This window comes from Bradyrhizobium sp. HKCCYLS1011 (genome assembly GCF_051167795.1).
Taxonomy (GTDB): Bacteria; Pseudomonadota; Alphaproteobacteria; order Rhizobiales; family Xanthobacteraceae; genus Bradyrhizobium.
In genome coordinates this window covers 180738-198501 of the sequence record NZ_JBNPTT010000005.1, presented here as the reverse complement: position 1 = coordinate 198501, position 17764 = coordinate 180738, and the positions used below count along the sequence as shown (strand labels likewise).

26 protein-coding genes are annotated in these 17764 nt (G+C 61.7%); 15 read left to right on the top strand and 11 right to left on the bottom strand.

Going from position 1 to position 17764, the window contains the following annotated elements; genetic code table 11:
* Nucleotides 1–9: 9 nt before the first annotated feature.
* A complete protein-coding gene (locus ACQR1W_RS17940) occupies nt 10–876 on the bottom strand; it encodes a hypothetical protein (RefSeq protein WP_434852030.1) in 867 nt (288 codons plus the stop codon).
* 425 nt (nt 877–1301) lie between these two features.
* Between ACQR1W_RS17940 and ACQR1W_RS17935 the strand changes: the two genes are divergently transcribed.
* From ACQR1W_RS17935 to ACQR1W_RS17895, 9 genes are all read left to right on the top strand, one after another.
* Nucleotides 1302–1682 (top strand): hypothetical protein, encoded by a 381-nt coding sequence (locus ACQR1W_RS17935; protein ID WP_316228695.1) that lies wholly within the window; start codon nt 1302–1304, stop codon nt 1680–1682.
* Nucleotides 1683–1693: 11 nt separating this feature from the next.
* The gene (locus tag ACQR1W_RS17930; protein ID WP_434852029.1) at nt 1694–1957 is read left to right on the top strand and encodes a hypothetical protein; all 264 of its coding nucleotides are present in this window, start codon (nt 1694–1696) and stop codon (nt 1955–1957) included.
* A 29-nt stretch (nt 1958–1986) separates the two neighbouring features.
* Nucleotides 1987–2337, top strand: coding sequence for a hypothetical protein (locus ACQR1W_RS17925; protein WP_434852028.1), 351 nt, complete (start codon nt 1987–1989; stop codon nt 2335–2337).
* A gap of 106 nt (nt 2338–2443) precedes the next feature.
* Nucleotides 2444–2590 carry a hypothetical protein gene (locus ACQR1W_RS17920; RefSeq protein ID WP_434852027.1) on the top strand — a complete coding sequence of 49 codons (147 nt, stop codon included), beginning with the start codon at nt 2444–2446 and terminating at the stop codon, nt 2588–2590.
* A complete protein-coding gene (locus ACQR1W_RS17915) occupies nt 2577–2828 on the top strand; it encodes a hypothetical protein (RefSeq protein WP_434852026.1) in 252 nt (83 codons plus the stop codon). The genes ACQR1W_RS17920 and ACQR1W_RS17915 overlap by 14 nt, the downstream gene beginning before the upstream one ends.
* Nucleotides 2828–3034: a hypothetical protein gene (locus ACQR1W_RS17910; RefSeq protein WP_316228690.1), complete on the top strand. Its 207-nt coding sequence runs from the start codon at nt 2828–2830 to the stop codon at nt 3032–3034. Before ACQR1W_RS17915 ends, ACQR1W_RS17910 begins: the two co-directional genes overlap by 1 nt.
* A gap of 190 nt (nt 3035–3224) precedes the next feature.
* Nucleotides 3225–3569, top strand: a complete 345-nt coding sequence (locus tag ACQR1W_RS17905) for an HNH endonuclease signature motif containing protein (RefSeq protein WP_316228689.1) — start codon at nt 3225–3227, stop codon at nt 3567–3569.
* 11 nt (nt 3570–3580) lie between these two features.
* Nucleotides 3581–4012, top strand: coding sequence for a transglycosylase SLT domain-containing protein (locus tag ACQR1W_RS17900; protein ID WP_434852025.1), 432 nt, complete (start codon nt 3581–3583; stop codon nt 4010–4012).
* A gap of 245 nt (nt 4013–4257) precedes the next feature.
* Nucleotides 4258–4641 carry a hypothetical protein gene (locus ACQR1W_RS17895; RefSeq protein WP_316228687.1) on the top strand — a complete coding sequence of 128 codons (384 nt, stop codon included), beginning with the start codon at nt 4258–4260 and terminating at the stop codon, nt 4639–4641.
* A 56-nt stretch (nt 4642–4697) separates the two neighbouring features.
* On the opposite strand, the gene ACQR1W_RS17890 is transcribed toward ACQR1W_RS17895, so the two are convergent.
* From ACQR1W_RS17890 to ACQR1W_RS17845, 10 genes are all read right to left on the bottom strand, one after another.
* Nucleotides 4698–7202: a bifunctional DNA primase/polymerase gene (locus ACQR1W_RS17890; RefSeq protein ID WP_434852024.1), complete on the bottom strand. Its 2505-nt coding sequence runs from the start codon at nt 7200–7202 to the stop codon at nt 4698–4700.
* A gap of 11 nt (nt 7203–7213) precedes the next feature.
* The gene (locus tag ACQR1W_RS17885) at nt 7214–7417 is read right to left on the bottom strand and encodes a DUF6511 domain-containing protein (RefSeq protein WP_316228685.1); all 204 of its coding nucleotides are present in this window, start codon (nt 7415–7417) and stop codon (nt 7214–7216) included.
* A 415-nt stretch (nt 7418–7832) separates the two neighbouring features.
* Entirely contained in the window at nt 7833–9821 is a 1989-nt protein-coding gene (locus tag ACQR1W_RS17880) for a DEAD/DEAH box helicase family protein (protein ID WP_434852023.1), read from the bottom strand.
* Nucleotides 9821–10186: a hypothetical protein gene (locus tag ACQR1W_RS17875; protein ID WP_434852022.1), complete on the bottom strand. Its 366-nt coding sequence runs from the start codon at nt 10184–10186 to the stop codon at nt 9821–9823. Before ACQR1W_RS17875 ends, ACQR1W_RS17880 begins: the two co-directional genes overlap by 1 nt.
* Nucleotides 10176–10817, bottom strand: coding sequence for an MT-A70 family methyltransferase (locus tag ACQR1W_RS17870; RefSeq protein WP_434852021.1), 642 nt, complete (start codon nt 10815–10817; stop codon nt 10176–10178). The genes ACQR1W_RS17875 and ACQR1W_RS17870 overlap by 11 nt, the downstream gene beginning before the upstream one ends.
* Nucleotides 10814–11149 (bottom strand): hypothetical protein, encoded by a 336-nt coding sequence (locus tag ACQR1W_RS17865; protein ID WP_434852020.1) that lies wholly within the window; start codon nt 11147–11149, stop codon nt 10814–10816. Before ACQR1W_RS17865 ends, ACQR1W_RS17870 begins: the two co-directional genes overlap by 4 nt.
* Nucleotides 11061–12194, bottom strand: a complete 1134-nt coding sequence (locus tag ACQR1W_RS17860; RefSeq protein ID WP_434852019.1) for a hypothetical protein — start codon at nt 12192–12194, stop codon at nt 11061–11063. The genes ACQR1W_RS17865 and ACQR1W_RS17860 overlap by 89 nt, the downstream gene beginning before the upstream one ends.
* 116 nt (nt 12195–12310) lie before the next feature.
* Nucleotides 12311–12934 (bottom strand): DUF669 domain-containing protein, encoded by a 624-nt coding sequence (locus ACQR1W_RS17855; RefSeq protein WP_434852018.1) that lies wholly within the window; start codon nt 12932–12934, stop codon nt 12311–12313.
* A gap of 39 nt (nt 12935–12973) precedes the next feature.
* Complete coding sequence (locus ACQR1W_RS17850) at nt 12974–13750, bottom strand: ATP-binding protein (protein ID WP_434852017.1); 777 nt, start codon at nt 13748–13750, stop codon at nt 12974–12976.
* A gap of 12 nt (nt 13751–13762) precedes the next feature.
* Complete coding sequence (locus ACQR1W_RS17845; protein ID WP_434852016.1) at nt 13763–14137, bottom strand: helix-turn-helix domain-containing protein; 375 nt, start codon at nt 14135–14137, stop codon at nt 13763–13765.
* Nucleotides 14138–14379: 242 nt separating this feature from the next.
* On the opposite strand from ACQR1W_RS17845, the gene ACQR1W_RS17840 reads away from it, so the two are divergent.
* The 6 genes from ACQR1W_RS17840 (at nt 14380) to ACQR1W_RS17815 (ending at nt 17690) form a co-directional block, all read left to right on the top strand.
* A complete protein-coding gene (locus ACQR1W_RS17840) occupies nt 14380–15090 on the top strand; it encodes an XRE family transcriptional regulator (RefSeq protein WP_434852015.1) in 711 nt (236 codons plus the stop codon).
* A gap of 117 nt (nt 15091–15207) precedes the next feature.
* Nucleotides 15208–15582 (top strand): DUF7768 domain-containing protein, encoded by a 375-nt coding sequence (locus tag ACQR1W_RS17835; protein WP_434852014.1) that lies wholly within the window; start codon nt 15208–15210, stop codon nt 15580–15582.
* A complete protein-coding gene (locus tag ACQR1W_RS17830) occupies nt 15582–15839 on the top strand; it encodes a hypothetical protein (protein WP_434852013.1) in 258 nt (85 codons plus the stop codon). Before ACQR1W_RS17835 ends, ACQR1W_RS17830 begins: the two co-directional genes overlap by 1 nt.
* Nucleotides 15739–17010 carry a DNA polymerase III subunit beta gene (locus ACQR1W_RS17825; RefSeq protein WP_434852012.1) on the top strand — a complete coding sequence of 424 codons (1272 nt, stop codon included), beginning with the start codon at nt 15739–15741 and terminating at the stop codon, nt 17008–17010. The genes ACQR1W_RS17830 and ACQR1W_RS17825 overlap by 101 nt, the downstream gene beginning before the upstream one ends.
* A gap of 82 nt (nt 17011–17092) precedes the next feature.
* Nucleotides 17093–17497: a hypothetical protein gene (locus tag ACQR1W_RS17820; RefSeq protein WP_434852011.1), complete on the top strand. Its 405-nt coding sequence runs from the start codon at nt 17093–17095 to the stop codon at nt 17495–17497.
* Nucleotides 17484–17690 carry a hypothetical protein gene (locus ACQR1W_RS17815; RefSeq protein WP_315743172.1) on the top strand — a complete coding sequence of 69 codons (207 nt, stop codon included), beginning with the start codon at nt 17484–17486 and terminating at the stop codon, nt 17688–17690. Before ACQR1W_RS17820 ends, ACQR1W_RS17815 begins: the two co-directional genes overlap by 14 nt.
* The last annotated feature ends 74 nt before the right edge of the window (nt 17691–17764 follow it).

Genomic DNA, 17764 nt, shown 5'->3' with positions numbered 1-17764 from the left:
GTCCAACTGTCACACGATCGGGATCACAAGCCGGCCGTTTGTCAGGACGGTCGGCTCTCCGTACTGCGGGTCGAACAGCCGGGTTCCGACGCGGCCACGGGACGCCGTCCGGCATTCGACGGCGATGACCTTGCCGACGCTTTCGAGGGTCGCCACGATGTCGTCGAGCTTCGCCCTCTTCACGGTGCCGCCGAAGTTGTAGCCGATCGCCGAGACCGTGATGCCCTCCCGCCCCGCCTGGGCGACATAGGTCAGCACGCGGTCAATCTCGCTCATGTTCCGCGACAGGCGTTTGGCCTGGTTAGATTGGATCGGCGCTGGAAGGGTCTCAGGGCCGTCTAGGGCGAGCACCGGCTGCCGTTCGGCGGCCAGGGGCATGATGTCCCCTTGGTCGAGCCATAGCGCGTCACGGACCCACGGGAAGGCCGTCCCCTCGTGAGTTGCCAGGAAGCGCCGGCAGAGCGTCACGATGCGCTCGGACTCGACCGCCATGGCGTCGGCGATCTCTACTCGGCGCTCGGGCTGGGTGCGCCAGTCTCCCGCCGGCATCTCCCGGCGCAACAGCTTCAGCGTCAGGAACGTCGGGTGCGCCTCCGTGAGCAGCGCGGCAAGCCTGGGGTCGATCCGGGGGAGCACCGCGATCTTCGTCGGCCGACCCCGGCGATTCCTCATGACCACCGGGAAGATGCGGATATGCCCCGCCTGCTCTCTGACGCTCACCGCCTTCCGCCGGTGAAGATACCGGGCTGCGCGCACCACCCGATCAGGCGAGCACCGCAGAGCTGCGCCGAAGGCGCTTAACGGCATCCCCTCGAACGGGATGGTGATCTCGCCCACACGAGCCACCCACCCCGCCATCTCTTCCTTGAATTTCATCCGTTGACCATCCGTCGCAGAGAGGTTTCCGGGGTTTCGGGTTTCCTCTCTAATAGGCTCCCCTTCTAGCGATATCAACGGATATATAAATCATAAAAATAGTAGATTCTTACATGATAAACCCAAAACCCCGAAAACCCCGAAAACACTAGCCTGCTAGATCGAAGTTTCGTTGAAAACCTCGGGGGGTTTTCCCGGAAACCTATTCCTACAATTTGCGATTTACTCGACTTCCAACAATTGCCCGTCGCGACCGCAGGCTTGTCCGCTGCCTCCGCGTCGATATCCCTCAACGAACTCTTGCCAAAACGGATGAAACGGATATAAGTCTACCCGTGAGCCGCGAGTCGGCGGCTAGGTAGGGACACCACCGAAACATCGCTGGTCTGGAAACGCGCGTCAGCGCGAACGGGAGAACTTTGCCTATGGGCTATCCAATTGAACCGGGATCGAAGAGCGGGGGCGCATCGGCGGACGCCGCCAAGCAGATCGTGACGCGCGCCTCGATGCTACGCTCGGCGATCGAGAACCTGATGGCGAAGGGCTACCGCCTGACCGCCGACCAGATCGCCGACCACCTGAAGGAAAGCGTTCTGGCGATCCGGCCGCGCTGCTCGGAGCTCGTGAAGTCCGGCACCCTGGTCAAGACCGAGGACCGCCGTAAAAACGCCAGCGGCATGACGGCTCACGTCCTGCGCCACCGCGACGCGCTCATTGCGGTCGAGCTTCCCAAGCCCGAGCCGAAGCGCCCGACCCGCATCAAAGCCCCGGCGGTCCACGCCGACCAGAACGCCTTGTTCGGCTGACGGAGGGATCGATGCTGCCCACGCACAACGAAAAGATGCTCACCCGCCGCGCGCTCGGGATGCAGAACGGCAACAGCGTCCGCCGCAACTTCCTCGCCGTCCGCGTCGATGGCGCGGACATCCAAGTCGCCAGCCGCCTCGCTGGCAAGGGTTGGGCGGTCCGCGATCCGGCCGCCGACTTCGGCTCGATGCGCGTCTTCCGCGTCACCACCGAGGGCGCCAAGGCCATCGGCAGGCGGCTCCCCGCCGAGCGCATCTTCACCCCCACCGCCTGATCACCGCACCACCGAAAGCATCACGCACCATGAACAAGTTCTACCTCTGCACCGTGGGCGGTGCCGGCATCGCCTTCGCGATCGACGCGACCATCCGCGACATCCCGCTCTTCGCCATCGTCCTCGGCGGCCTCTCGCTGGTCAGCCTCATCGCCGGCTGGATGCACTTCAACGATGACCGCGATCTCCACGCACTGGTCGAGACCGCCGAGCGCAATGCGAGCGACAGCATGGCTGTTGCATCCGTGCGCGCGTCCGAAGCTGCCCTGTACTTGCGGGCGCTGCTCGACGCCCGCGAAGTCCTGCATGATCACGGCAGCCGCGAGGCTGTCATTGAGATCATCGACGACGTGCTCGCCGAACTCCAAGACGCAGCATGAGGATGCTGGTCAAGCTGCGCGTCTCGCAGGCCGGTTCGATGAGATCGCCGCCGAGTTTCGCAAACACGACTACGGCCACGTCTTCATGTGTGGCGGACAGATCGACATGAGCGGGATCGCGCTTGAGCGCGACCCTGACCGCGTCATGCCGCCGAGCATCGTCGAGGTTGATGCGAACGACATCAGCCGCGAAGCCTTCCGCAAAATCTATGGTCTCGACAACCTGGGGAACGAGAGCAATGAAACTGACTGACTTCAGCGCCGTCGCCGAACTGATCAAGGAGCGTGACTATTTGATCGGTCTGCTTATCCGTCTCAGCTCCGAAGCGAGGATCACGATCAAGACGGCGATGCAGAGCAGCCAAGACCTGCGCCCCGATCTGGTCGAGCGCATGCTGCCCGACATGAAGCTGGTCATCGAGCAGGCAATCGCCGTCGTCGGGGAAAAGCTCGCCGCGCTCGGCGTTACCACCGAACAGGAAGCTGCCTAATGGCGCGCGTCCTCACCAACGTCGAGGTGAAGATCGTCCCTCGGGTGGCTGCCAACGGCCACCCGTTCACCGAACTACGTCACACATGGACGGAAGACGGCCTGCTTCGCAACGCGCTGTCCCGCGTCAACTATGTCACCGAAGATACGCCCGGCAATCGCGCGTATCACATTCAGATGTTCAAGCAGCGGCAGGCGCGGCACTGATGGGCGCTTGGCGTTACTGCCCGAAATGCTGGTCGGGAATGGATGCCCCTAATCTCCGTGAGGTGATCAAAGGCGTCCAAGAGTGCGGCTGCGGCTGGACTCATCACGTCGAGGATCACGAACGCGAGCAAGCGGCCGAGAACTTGATCGAGCGCATTGAGCGCATCGAGCGGCATTTGGGGCTATCCAAATGATCCCGCGCCGCGAACGCATTCGAGCCAAGATCATGGCTCGCGTCGAGATCGTCGAGGGGCCGCTCGATACGCCCTGCTACATCTGGACAGGACCAACGTCTGGAAGCAAGGGCCGAGGGAAAGACTATGCCCGCATGTGTTTGGACGGAGGCACTATGGCCGTCCACATCGTAATGTGGGTGCTCGAACACGGGCCGATCCCTCCGCGCAAGCAACTCGACCATCGCTGCCGCTCACGCAAATGCGTGAACGCGGATCACTTGGAAATGGTGACGCACAAAGAAAACCAGCGTCGCCGCGACGAAGCCCGCCGCTTCGAGTGCGAAGAGATAGCGGCTTAGGAGACTGACACATGAAGCGCCTTACTAGCGCGCTCGCTGCCGCGAGCGTGATCGCCACCGCTTTGCCGGCGTTCGCCGATTCCGGCCTCGACTCCATGATCAATGCCGCCGCGGACGCGCAAGGTATCCCGCGCAACCTTGCCCATGGCGTGATCCGCGTCGAGAGCAACTACAACTGCCACCTTCGCGGCAGCCACGGCGAGCGCGGCATCATGCAGGTCAAGCCAGAGACCGCGCGCAGCGTCGGCGTGACGGGGAACCTGTTCGATTGCGCCACCGGACTGCGCGCCGGCATGCTCTATTTGAGCATTGCCATTCGTCGCGGCGGCACCGGATGCTCCGGGATCAGTCTCTATCAACGGGGCGTGTCCGGTCGGCCGATCTGCACGGCTTACGGCCGCCGGGTTCTCCGTGCGGCCAATCCGCTTCACCATTCCGAATGACGCCGGAGAGACAAAGACGGGCGGCTACAGCCTACAAGCGTCCGCCGCTCACTGCACGACGACGTACCAGAGTTGCGTCAACACTGTTTCATAACCCTGCCGATCAATTCTGTCCGTTTCCGATTGACGGAACTCGACGGACCGAACTACATAAAAGGTATTCGGATAAGACCGAAGTCTCGGTGAAGGCATCACCCACCGAGGGGTATAGCCGATCCAATGTCGGCTTAAGGAGACTACCTAAAGTGATCAACAAGGGGGACGCACTGGCCCTGGCCATTGCGCTTAGTAGTTCCGAAGAGACGTTATTGGGGCCATCCGACAGCCAGATTTGCATTGAGGCGTTACGGCATTACGCTCGATATCAAGGCTGGAAGGAGGTCCGGCGGATGGGGCGGACTTCTGCCTTGGCCTGCTTGATGTTGTTAGGAGCCTCCGCGCTCACCTATAGGTCGCCGGTGATCTCTTCGCCAGCACTAGCGGCCTCGCTCGGTTCGGGTCACGTCAATCCAGTTCCGCATATTTATCTCGACGCTGCGGACGTGGATGAGGATGGCATCTTCGAGCCCGGCCAACTGCCAAGCAGCATCAAGATGCAGCAATTAGTTTCGCATATGGTGGACGACTAGAAGCCGAGGGTTCGTTCTGCAATTGAAAATAAGCCCGGCTCACGCCGGGCTTTCTTCTATGCGGCGTAGTAGCGGAATGCTGGGCGACCGCCGCGCGGCCCAGTTCCCATCCGTCCGTACACCTGACTCGCGTCCTGAAGCTGCTTGATGATCGCCTCGTACCGCGCGTTATCGAACAGCCCGTTGATCTGTTGCTTCAGCGAGACAGTCGTGATCCCGTTAGCACCTGCCTCCTTGATCAACCGCCGCACGAACAGATATTCCGCCTGCTTATCCGTCGAGGCCAGCCGGTCCTTCATCTCCGAGATGCAGGACTTGGTCGAGAGTTCCGTCAGCCGCCCGGCCCAATCGACCAGTTCGTCCGTTAGCATCGGACGTTCCGGGTTGATGCCGATCGCAACGATGTGGGCGACGCGCAGCATGATCTCGATGGAGCGGGTCCACAGAACCTTGGAGTCCTCGCTCGCTTCTTCGGCGCATTGGGTGAAATGCTCGCGATACCACTTCGCGGCTTCCAGGCCGTCACCGCCCCACTCCGCGATCACCGGATCAAGCACCGGCTGCGAAGCCATGTCGGGCAGGTTTCCACCCCGGCGCGAGAGCCTGAAGACCGCACGGCATGCCTCGACGATGCGGTCCGGCGGCTCATAGGGCTGCGTCACACGCTGGTCGAGCAACGGCTTACCGGAGATCGGGAGCACCAGCCAGCGCGGCAGGAAGCCGTCGCCAACGCCACGGCCGGACATCGCCGGCCAGAAGTCATGCGCCGTGCTGGTGCCATAGATCGAGAAGCACGGCTGATGGATCGGCGCCGCCGTCTCCGAGGCGGCAGCCGCACCGCTGTAGGTGCCGTTGGAGGTCGTGAACAACTGAAGGATCATGTGGCGCATGTTCGACTGATGACTGCCGGCGCGCCTGTCCATGATCTTGCCGATGAAGCCGCCGAACTCATCCATGAGCGAGAGCATGACCGGGGTCTGCTCGATAGTTTTGCGCAGGGCCGAGTCCGACAGGAAGTTCTCGGGTCCGAGGAGCCGATGCATGCCGGCCTTGAACGCGAGCCGTTGCAGTGCCTTGCGCGCGTGGTCCTTGCCATAGCCGGGAGGCGCTAGGGCGACGACATAGAGGTTCGTGCGGAGATCAGTCGGACCGGCGTGATGCCGGCCCGCGATGGTGCCGACCCAGGTCAGGGCAGGCCCGATCGCACACGGGCGCGATGGACTCGAGGATGAGCCCGCCATCCACTCGACAAGCTCGCCGACAAGACCGGGGATGCCACGGCAGAGGGCTTCCAGCTCGGCCATGGAGGGCGGTGCGCCGCTCGCCGGTGCTTCGCCAAGCTCTTCGTCCACAAGCTCACCAGCGGGCTCCGCAGCGGCCGTGGCGGGCGCGCCGGGCTGCGGGGAGAGGTAGGCCGAGAGATCACCACCGGCGGGCTTCGCGGCGACAGCCGGGGCCGGCGTCGGGCGCCATTCGTGCTGCGGCGGTGGCGTCAATGCCTCCTCGATAGCCGTGCGCAGCGGGGCCTCCCCCTGCTTGCGGCGCTCCCGCTCGGCGATCATTGCCAGCGTCTTCGGCCCCATCGTCAGGGTAATGTTCGGCGAGAAGTCGTAGCCCAGGCAGCCGCCGAGCCACTGCACGGCCGCGTCCAACTCGGAGTCGGGGATCTGCAACGTCTTCATCACGACGTTGAGGGCCGTGAACCGATCGCCGGTGCCGAAGTCCTCGATACCGCCCGGCGAGATCGACAGGTTCGCGCTACGGCGGCTCATGGGGCGGCCCGAGCCCGAGGGGCGCCATGGCGCCACGGCGCGATAGACCCGGCCCAGGAAGCGGCCCTTCGGCAGGTTGAGCTTCGGCGCCCACGCCTCGATACGGGAAAGCGCGTCTTCGTTGAGCTTGCGGAAGAAGTTCGAGGTGTGGCTGCTCGACGTGTCGTGGTGATCGGATACGGACGGATCGACCACCGGGCGGTCGCCATCTGGATCATAGCCGAACGCACGCAGCACCTCGCCGATCTGCTCGGCGATGTTGTCCGGTAGGACGGACAACGCAGCCACACCGACATCGAGCAACGTTTCGTCGGTCCACCAGAAATACGGTTCCCCGGTGTCGGGGTGGATCGAGGGCGGCAAGACGGTCTGCTTGCCTTCTGCGAGCAGATCGACAAGGCCCACACGATCCGGCGTCCGGTAGTTCTTCGAGCGGATGACCTCGGTATTGCCCTGGTAGAAAAGCGAGATGCCCTTGCGGCCCTTCTTCTGCACGTAAGACACCGGCAGGATCGCCATCAACGGCTCGATGATCTCTTCCTGATCGATGTCGATGCAGATCAGGCCCCGGCCGCAGGCCACGCCGACACCGGCGTCCGGCCACTTCGTCCATTGGTTGATCTGGAACTGCGACGGCCGCTCAAGGCAGAACTCATTCCAGCCTTTGAACATACGCCATTCGTCTCCGACCATCAGGCCGGGCACCTTGTTGTTCGGCATGATCGGTATCGGCGAATAGCCGTTTCCGTACAGCGTCGGGCCGACCTGGGCGAACGGAGAGTCAGTCATAGCGAGAGCCTTCAGAACGGGGCGACGTGGTTGAGCAGCCGAGCGCGCATCTTCTCGCCGTAGCTGTTGAGGATGGTCTTCAAGAACTCGGCCCACTCGCCTTCGCTCAACGTGGTGAGATCGAACTTGCCAATGCTTTCGAGGTAAGCGCCGGCAACGTCGCCGGCTTCGTTGAGCGCAAACAGCTCGTGCGCGCTGAGCGTCTTCGGTGCCATCTTGAAAACAGTCTCCCCCAAAGAGATGCAGTCGGTGTCGGTGCAGAGCCAAAGGACAGGCTTGCCCTGCTTCGGCGCGTAGCCGATCCCGTGCGCCAGCCGCTTGCACACGCCGCAGCACACGGGCTCGGGATCAAACCTTGATGTTGTCATTGCTCGCCTGACGTTCCCGAATGAGGCGCTTCAGCACCGTGAGGGCGTTCTTCGCGGCTCGGTGGTCGCTTGCGCTGACCGAGAAGGACATCCGCACGGGCTCCCCTGCCCCGATGTTCACGACAATGTAGGCATGTTTGCTGCGGTGCTCGGGCTCATAGGAGTAGCCCTGCCCATCGCAGTATTCGGCAAGCGCCTGATAGATTTCATTGCGGCGCAGATTGCGCGCGGCGTTCGGTTTGCTCGTGTTCCCCCTCCCAATTTAGAATGGAATGTCGTCATCAAAGTCAGCGGCGCGACGGCCCCACGTACCCTCGAAAACGTCGTCATCGGCCTTCTCCTCCCAAGGCGCCATCTTGCGCATCTGCGCCACCGGCTTTGCGACTCCTGGCATCGCCGATGCCCTCGCCACGGATGGACGCGACACGCCCGGCATCGTCGGCCGCACGTTGCTGTTTGCTGCCGGCATAGGATTCGCCCAGGGCTTCGCCGCTGCCTGAGCGCGTATCTTGGCCGCCTCTTCCGGCTTCCCGTTGAGTTCGTAGTTGCGGGCAACGATCTCGTCGCGAAATGGCTGCACCGAGACGAACGTCGCCGCGTTGTCCTGCGACAAGACTTGGCCTGCATCGGCGAGCTTGCGGCCGATGACCTCATAGTGCCGGCCGTTGGCCCGGATCATGATCTCGGCCGTCTCCCGCAGAACCTTTCTGCGGGCAGCCGCAAGCGTTTCGTTGATCGAGAACGGCGCATCATCGCCGCCGCCATGCTCCTTCCACCACTTCTCGAAGCGGACGCGCGCATAGCCATTATGCTCGGGGCAAATCCACTCCTTGTGGACGGTGAAGCCGCACATATACTCGACGCGCACGCTCGGAGTGCCGCCGGGCTTATCGTGCCGATAGAAAGTGCGGCGGTTGACTTTCACCCAATTCGGTTTCGACGTTGAGAGGATCGGTACCGCATCTGCAGTCTGCTTGATGTTCTTCTCGACATCGCGCTCGAAGATATGGCCGCAGTCGGGACACTCGCGGAGACCCGCGAAGATCAGCGAATGGCACTCGGGGCATTCCTTGACCGGCGCTTCACCGCCGCCCTTGCCCGGCTTTCGCACCTTGACCTGATCGACCGGGCCATGCTTTCGGACGTTGCCGGCGAAGTCGAGAACCAGGCAGTCGGACTTGCCGTTGCGGATGGACTCGTGGATGTCCTTGCCCATGCATCGCGTGCCACGGCCGACCATCTGCACATAGAGCGCCGTGGACTCGGTCGGCCGTAGCATGGCGAGCAGATCAATGCGCGGCGCGTTGAAGCCCGTCGTGAGCACGTTCGCATTGGTGAGCGCCGTGATCTTGCCAGCCTTGAACTCTTCGATCCAACGGTCGCGATCACCGGGATCGGTCTCGCCATGGATCGCTTCGCACGAATAGCCGTGCCGGCGCACTTCATCACGGACATGCATCGCGTGATCGACGCCCGAGCAGAAGAAGAGCCACGACCGGCGCGGCTTCTCATTGTTCGTCGCGAATGCGATGACCTCCTTGACCGCCGCCTCCGTGATTGGATGCTTATCGACTGCCGCCTGCAATTGACCCGGCTTATAGTCGCCACCGGACCGCCCCACGCCCTTCAGATCGAACACGGTCTGCGTCGCCTTTGAGACCAGCGGGCAGAGATAGCCCAGGTCAATAAGTTCCTTGATCGTGATTTCATAGATGATGTCGTCGAAGAGCGCGTCATCACCCTCGGTCAGCATGCCCGAGTTGAGGCGGTACGGCGTGGCGGTCAGCCCGAGGATCAGCATGTCCGGGTTGACGGCGCGCAGCGCCTTTATGAACTTGCCATACATCGCGGCCTCATCCGGCGGCACCAGATGCGCTTCGTCGATCATGAGCACGTCGATGCGGCCGAACCTCTCAGCCACACGGAACATCGATTGGATGCTTCCGAACGTGATCTGGTGATGAAGCTCCTTGCGCTTGAGCGATGCCGAATAGATACCGGCCGGTGCGAACGGCCAGATACCGAGCAGTTCGGCGAAGTTCTGCGCGACCAGCTCCTTGACGTGCGTCGCCATGATGATGCGCGTCGTCGGCTCGAAGCTGATGAACTCCTCGCAGATGGTGCCGAGCACCATTGACTTGCCGCCGCCGGTCGGAAGCACGATCAGCGGATTGCCCTTCGGCTTTTCGGCCCAATACTCATAGGGCGCGTCGCAAGCCTTGCGCTGATATTCGCGAAGGTTGACGGGCATTAGTTCAACGCTCCGCGCAGATGCGGCCTCGCCAGACGCAGGACGTGCTTCATTGCGTCGGAGTATTCGAGAAAGTCCGCGCCAGGATCGATTTCGGCGCCGCCCGCATCGTGCTTCTCGGGGTCGAATGGCACGATCTTAGCGAGCCCGAGGCGGCACAGGATGCTCTGCAACTGCCAGTCGGATACGCACCCCTGCGATACGATCGCAGCGAGCACGCCCACGGCCGCAGTCGCGACAACCGTGTAGCCCTCGCGCTCAAGGGCGCGCTCGATTTCGACGGCCTTCGCGCCGGGCGACGCTATCTGCCCGTCCGTGGCGATGACGTGGTTGCGGAGAACGATGATCGGATCGTTATGCGACATTGATGCCCCCGAAGAAGGTGTTGTCGTTTGCTGCCCGCGCCGGATGGCCGGGCAGATGGAACAGGTTCGGGATGCCGCCGGTCTTGCCGACTTCATTGCCCCAATGGTGCCAGCCGGGTTGCGCATAGCGCGCGAACATTTCGAGGTACGGGCCATCGACCAACCGTTCGATGCGGCTGTAGGCTTCGAGGGGCTTCGCCGAGTGCTGGCCGCGAGGTTCGAGCAGCGTCCGTTCTTCGTGACCCAATTCGAGGATCAGGCGCTGGACATCCTTACCCTTGCGCTTAGGACGGCCGCGCGTCCCGAAGATGCAAATCTCCGGGTTGGCTCGCGTCCAATAGCCCATGCCGACGTGTGGCTTCAGCGCACGGCCAAGCTTCACGTAGTAGAAGAGGATCGTGCAGTAGTCGAAGCCCCACCGCTTCAGCGTCTCGATGCCCTTGTCGAGCAGTGGATCAACGACCCACATGCCGCACGCCGAGTCTTCTGCCGCGATTTCGTTGACCGGCAACGCCTGGATGCCGGCCAGCGTCATGCAGTCATAGTGCTGCTCGGGCGAGTGCTGCTTGCCCTCTTCCGACCACGTCTCGAAGGTCCACGCCGGATCGGCGTAAATGAGCGGAAACCTCACAGCACCAACTCCGTCAGGTCGGGCTCGACTTCGTCGAGGTCGGAGTAGCGCACGTTACGGTCCTGCACCGACCGAACCTTCACCCGCTGCGGCTGAAAGACGACGCGATGGTGGCACTCGCAGAACGCAGAGGCTTCCCTGGTCGCGTCGCCGCAGACAAAGCCGTGCATGCCGGACTCGCCGGGCAAGAAGAACTGGCACTGCTCGCGCGTGGTATCGACGAAGCGAGCCTTGTTCGGAAAGTCAGACATCTTGTTCCTCTTTTGCGTCTGCGTAATAGTTGGAGAGTTCTTCGAACTGTTCGGCGCTGATTTCTTCGCAGAGCGCGCCATCACCGCCCTGATCGCGTGGATCGGGCTCACCGGGCGGCACGATGAAGACGCAGCCACTTTCGGGATGGTGGAAGTAACGCGGCACGGTTTCGGGCTTTGCGCCGTCGCGCCACTCGCGGCCGTCGCGTAGTGTGTAAAGCACCCACTCTTCCTCTTCGGAGGAGTCGATAATCTCGCCGGGCACAAGCGCCGGAATGAAGAGATGCGCCGGGCATCCGGCCTTCTGTTCATCTAGCGTGAGCGGCTTGCCCCAGCGCGCGCACGACCACGCCGCGTCGCCGAACATCTCGGGGGTGACGTGCAAGCAAGTGCGGCATGAAATGCGCGCGAACTCGCCGTCGTGGCAGATCGCCTTTTTGCTGCACATCGTCTTGCACTTGAACGCCATCTTGGAGTTGGGGTTTTCGTGCAACTTCGGCGGCGGGCTCGCGTACTTGATGATGCGCTCGGCGCGCTGAAGAAGGCGGATTGCCTCGACGTGGTCCGTGTGGATGCGCTCGCTGTAGACCTCGCCGGTGTTCTTGTTCCGGCAGAGGTAAAGGCCGCGCTCGAAGCCGAAGAGATGGCAGTAAATGTTCAACTGCACCCAATGCGCGTAGTAGCCCTCGCGCACCGACTTCAGCCGGACGACCTCCTTGAAATACTTGTCGCCCATCGATTTGCATTCGACGACGTGCCACGTCTTCGGAGCCTCGGGGAGACCGAGCACCTTGCCGTCCATCTTGCCGCGAACATGACCGGAGATCGCCGAGGCCCGGTACTGCTTGCCGCGATGATCGACTTCGTCCACCTCGCAGCCGATCATGCGCAGCGCGTTGAGCAGACGGGTCTCTTCGATCTCGCCGGTCTCGAAGGTGATCGCCTTCAGGCCGGTGATGACTTCTGGCTTCGCAGCCCAGCGGAAGGCGTACCAAAGCGCCCGCTCACACTCTTCGCCGAGCACCGAGATCGAGATGCCCATGGCGTCCCAAGCCTGACCGCGCGCCTTCGCATAGGCCGCATAGATCGCTTCGGTCGTGGCGTTTGGGGTAGGAAACTCGGCCATCAGGCAAGCCTTCATCGTTCGCGCCGAAGGGCGCGTTTGGTAGGTTTGAAATTTCGGAGGGGAGGAGAATGAAGCCGGGGCCGAAGCCCCGGCTTTAGATCAGGCGCGTCGGATGTTTAGCCGCTGCGCTTCCAGGGCATCGAGCGACCGCCGCCCGAGGCTCCCGATGAGGCCGAGCCGCCGTTCTGCGTCTGGCGAGCGGTCGAGGCATTGTTCTGCGGTTGATTGTTGTTCGCCGCGTTGGTTTGCGCACGCTGGTTGTCGTTCGCGGGCTGCGTCGCCGGCTCCTTCTCGGACGGCGGTTCGGTGTTGGCGTTGCCCTCATGGATGAAGCGCGCGAAGACGTTGCGCTCCTTTTCCTGACCGTCCTTCTTGTAGGTCTCGATGTCCACGTCGGCCATGAACGGCTGATAGAGCGCCATGTCGGTGTTGGTGAACTCGCCCGGCCCCATGCCCATCGCGAGACCCAGGGCCTGCAACTGCTCGTGACCGTTGTTCTGCGCCCACGCGCTCGGGTTCGACAGGACGATGGTGCCGTAGACGATCGCCTTGTTGAACGGACCTTCGTCCGTCACTTCAGCCTTGAAGCTGTAGTTGTCGCCGTTCTTCTTGAAGTTCTGCTTGATCTCGCCTTCCGTGATCTGGAAGCCGTACCGTCCACGCGGGATAACGCCGCCTCCGCCGCTCTGATTGCTTGTCGCCGCATTGATGCCGTTGAGGTTTACGCCGAAGTCTGCCATTTGGTGCTCCCTTGGATGCTATGGCGTTGGTGGGAATGGTTAGGCCGCTTCAGGCACAGGGGGCAGATACTTGGCGAGCGCCTTGTATCCCTCGCCCTTCTTGAACTGAAGTTCGGGCGGCATGCCGAAGCGATTGCCGGCGATATGGCTCGGGCGCTCTTCGAGGAACATCCAGCGCGTGCCGCCGCCTTCGGCGTGACGCAGTTCCTTGTTGAAGCCCGCATCGACCTTCTTGATCGATGCCTTGAAGTTGATGAACGCGATCACGTCGCTGTTCGCTTCGATGATGTCGGCCGCATCCTTGTGCAGATTGATGCGATAACGCGAATACGGGTCAGTCGAGGGCGAGTCGAAACGCGAGATGTCGCAGTGACCGAGTTGCACGATTGCCATCTGACGCTCGCGACGCAGGGTCATGATGCCGTCGATGTATTCGAGGAAGATTTGAGCGGCGATCTTGTAGCCCTTGCCGTAGCCGGGGTCCTCGATGCTCTTCCAGCCGTTGCGCGCGCAGGCTTCGGCGCGGATGATGTTTTCCAGGCCAGTCGTTGAGTCGAAGATGGCCGTGCCGAACTGGTGCTCTTCGTTCACGAGCGCGCCGATCGCCTCGCAGAGATCGCCGTAGTTGCGAACTTCGAGGGTGTCCGCTTCAATACCGGCCGGGACGCTCTCGCCTTCCGCCGTCTGAATGAAGATCGGACGCGGAAACTCCGCAGCCAGGGACGACTTGCCGACCTTCGGCACACCATAGATCGTGAAGATCGGCTGCAACTCGGCAGCGGTCTTCTTCTTCAGGCTCTTGAGTGAGATTGCCATTTGGCTCCCCGGTTAGTGCGCGACGGAAATGTCGAGCTTCAAGGTCTTCGCCCATACGAGGCGGTCCACGAGCCGGTAGCCGGTGCGGTTGATCGTCTCGATGGTGACGGAATGGTTTTCGGTCTTGCGACGGATGCGCGAGATGAAGACATCGACGGAATGGGTCGGGCGTCCTTCCTGATCGGCTCCGTACAGGATCACCATCGCCATCGGCTTCGTGACCGTGTCGTTCGAGATGAGCGCGAGGAACAGGTCGCGCTCCATCGGAGTAAGCCTCCATTTCGCAGGAAGAGAGGCCGCGAGGAGCATCGACCGACGCATCCCTTCGATGGTTGCTGTGAGCGACGCGACTTTGCCCACAAGTTCTTCCTTCGAGAGTTCGGTCATTTTTATCCGTCGTCGCCGCTTGACATCCGTCAGGTTTGCGGCTTTAAGCCGAATCACTGACAACTTTTCGCTTAAGTGGTTGAACTTTATCTAACGGACGGCGTTCTTACTGTCAACGGATGAAACGGATAAAAGACAGGGCTATCAGTTTTGCGTTCGTTTCGCGTGTTGATCCGGGGTAACGCTACTCTTTGAAATGTTTGGAAGATTTGCGTTCGTCAGCTAGAAAACGGATAGAGATAATGGTGTTGAGTATTGTTCGGGGGGCTAAAGAAATGGCGAAGGTGACCGCACCACCAGAGCGGAAGCACCGAGTTCATCCGAAGTTGGAAACGATCAAGGAGCGAGTCGAAGAGCGAGTTCTGTTTCTCAAAGCTTCTCGAAACGAACTCTCGCGCCGAGCTGGGCTCGGGCTCTCGTATGTGAACGACCTGCTCTCAGGTAAGTCGCTCAATCCAACTAAAGAGGGGCTTATGAAGCTCGCCCCAATCTTGGATTGCGACTACGCGTATTTGGTCGGAGACCAGCCAAATCCTAGAAGAAATGGCGCCTCTTCAGAGACTCACGCGGACGATCCGGCCACCAAGTCAATACCCCTATACCAGATCGGCCTAACCGATCCAGACGGCTTCTTTGCGCTCAATGATTCACGTCGAATGAATTGGACCGTGCCAATCAACGACGCGGAGATGTACTCCGTCACGGTTCCAGACGACACTATGGCTCCCAGGTTCCGAGTTGGTGAAGTAGTCATCGTCAATCCAAACAAGCCAGTCGCTCACGGTGGCTTCGCGATTATTCGTCAGACCGACGATCGTGTAGCAATTCGAGAAGTTGTCACGGTCTCGCTCGATAAGATCAGCGTCCGCATGCTTAGCGACGCTGCGATCGTTGATCTTCCTCGCTCTCAGGTAAAATCGCTCCATCGGATTGTCGGATGTTGCGAACTGTAACCTTCCTGCATCATCCGTTATATCCTCCATGTCCGTTGACAGAACGGATATAAATATCTATGGTCCGTTGCAGCCTCACGGGAGGGGCAACGGACCATGTCAATCAAACTCGTCATCTTGGAATCGCCCTATGCGGGCGAGGTCAACGCGAACGTCGCCTACGCACGTCGCTGCCTGAAAGACTGCGCGCTCCGCAATGAGAGCGCCCAGGCATCTCACCTCCTCCTCACTCAAGTCTTGAACGACAACGATCCGGCAGAGCGTGAGCTTGGCATCGCGCTCGGTCTCGCTTGGCGCAAGGCTGCCGACTATTCGGTCTTCTATGCCGACCGTGGTTGGTCGAAGGGGATGCTTGCCGCATTGGAAAGTTGCCTCGACGAGATGCGCCCCTTCAGGGTCCGCGCGCTCGATGGGAAAGTGCGGCTCCCGTATCCGACCGATCACCTCCCGGTCTTCGTGGTTTCCGCTATCGAAGCGCGCGCGGGCCAGTGATGTCCGACATCAGCACGGAGGACCTGGCCGCACTTCAGAGTGCCGATGCCGCGCTCGCAGAAGGCGACCCGATGGTCGCGCGTCGGCACCTCGCCACGCTCGACAACTTGGAAGTAGCTGACGAGATCGATGCGCTTATTCGCGCCGGTCTCCACGATGACGCGGCCCACCGCCTCAACCTCTTCATCAACCCGAAATTTCCGTCGCTCGAAGAGTGCATCGCGCACATCGGCGAGCGCCGTCACTTCTACGTCTAATCAGGGGAGACTAACTGTGAAGCTGAAGATCAATCGCGACAAGCTCGCAGAGATCGTGACGCGCGGCGTTTCGAGCGCACCGAAGAACTCACCGGCCATTATCGCGAACAACGCGCGCATCATTGCCGAAGACGGCATGCTGCACGTCGCCACGACCGACTTTCAGATGCAGGTCGAAGCGTCGGGCGAATGCGAATTGAGCCGGAAGGGCTCGACCACCGTCGATGCTGCGAAGCTGAAGCAAGTCGTTGATCGTCTTCCCAAGGGCGCCGATGTCACCATCGACTTCGACGAAGCCAAGTTCGAGATGATCGTCAAGGCCGGCCGGTCTCGCACGAGCTTCCCCACCCTCGCCGCCGAGGATTGGCCTGCGCGGCAGTACAAGGAGGACGGCGCGACGTTCACGCTCGACGGCGCCGATCTGGTCAAGCTCTTCAGCCACACCGCCCAGGAGCTTTCGACGGTCCCCAACTCGGCAATGCAGGGCGTGTTCTTCCACGTCGCGAACGGGCGCCTCGCGGCGGTTGGCACCACGGGGATGATCTTGATCATGTCGTCGGTGCCCCTGCCCGAGGGCGCCGAGGACATGCCGCAGGACGGCAGCGGTCGCCCTGGCGTCATCTTGAGCGCCGAGACCGTGTCGCAAATCCTGCGGCTCTTCCGCTCGGCCGAGGAGGTGCAGATCGTCGTCAACGAACATTCGATCTTCGTATCGACGCCGACGACTCGCTTCTGCTCTTCGTTGCTGCTCGGCACCTATCCAAACTATACGCCGCTGGTCTCAAACCCTTGCGATACGCGCATCAAGCTCGAACGCGAGGCGTGCGCCAGCGCCGTCGCGCTGCTCGAACCGTTCGCGCTCAAGGATCAGGGCTATCGGTTGCAGTGCGCCGGGTCAGACGAAGGCTTCGTCGTCGCGGTCGGCAGTCAGACCGGCGGCGGTGTTGACGTGGTCGAGGCCGACATCAACGGAGAGATCGCGGCGTTCGGCCTCAACGGTCAGTTCATGAAGACGATGCTCGGCTCATTCAAGGCGAGCACGATTCAAATGCACCCGGATCACCAGAACCGCCGCGTTCTATTTCAGGCTGAAGACGAGCCGTCGATGATCGGCGTCATCGGCATGATGAACATCTCGACCGAGATGGCGGCAGGGCCGACGCATGACTAGCCACCGGCGCGAGCGGGCTAACCGGCGCACGGTCACAATGCCGGACCGCGTCGGTCCGCATGTCAAGTTGGTGTTCGCGGAGATGGCACGTCTCCGCGTCACCTATGACGAGACCGAGGAAGGTTCTGGCGTCCGCCGCGCTTCGATCAAGGCATGGCGCCGCAAGAACAAGCCGGGTCTCGAAAGCCTCGAAGCGGTGCTCGGATGGCTCGGCTGGGACTTCGTTGCGGTGCCCCGCGCGAAGACCTTGCCCGACGAAGTCCGCGCGGAGCTTCAGCACGTCGCCGACAAGCTCGGCCTCTCGATGCCGCAGACCGTCCTCGCCCTGGTCGAGATCGTCACCGGCATCCACGAACGCTTCCCCTTCCTCCGCGATCCTACCGCCGTCAAGCCGGTGCGGTTCAAGGGGAAGAGGAAAGAACGCCTCACCATCCACCCCGACCAACATGCACTCTTGCAGGACATGCCGATCGATGTCGCACACTAGAGACGATACCACCACGAAGATGATCGACGCCGCCTTCGCGCATCGCGCAGAGCCCGATGTCGATTCCGTCGCAAGCGCGCTGATCGAGGCCGGCTTCCGGGCCTTCGAGATCAGCATGCGCATCGATGCCGTCATCGCGGGCCTGCGGGCTGTTCGCCGCACCGTCACCATTCCGGTCTTGGACGTTGCCTAGCGCGAGGCGCACACGCGATTGGTGTATTCCGGTTATCCGAAGTAGGACTTGACTCCTTATTCGGATAATCGGTA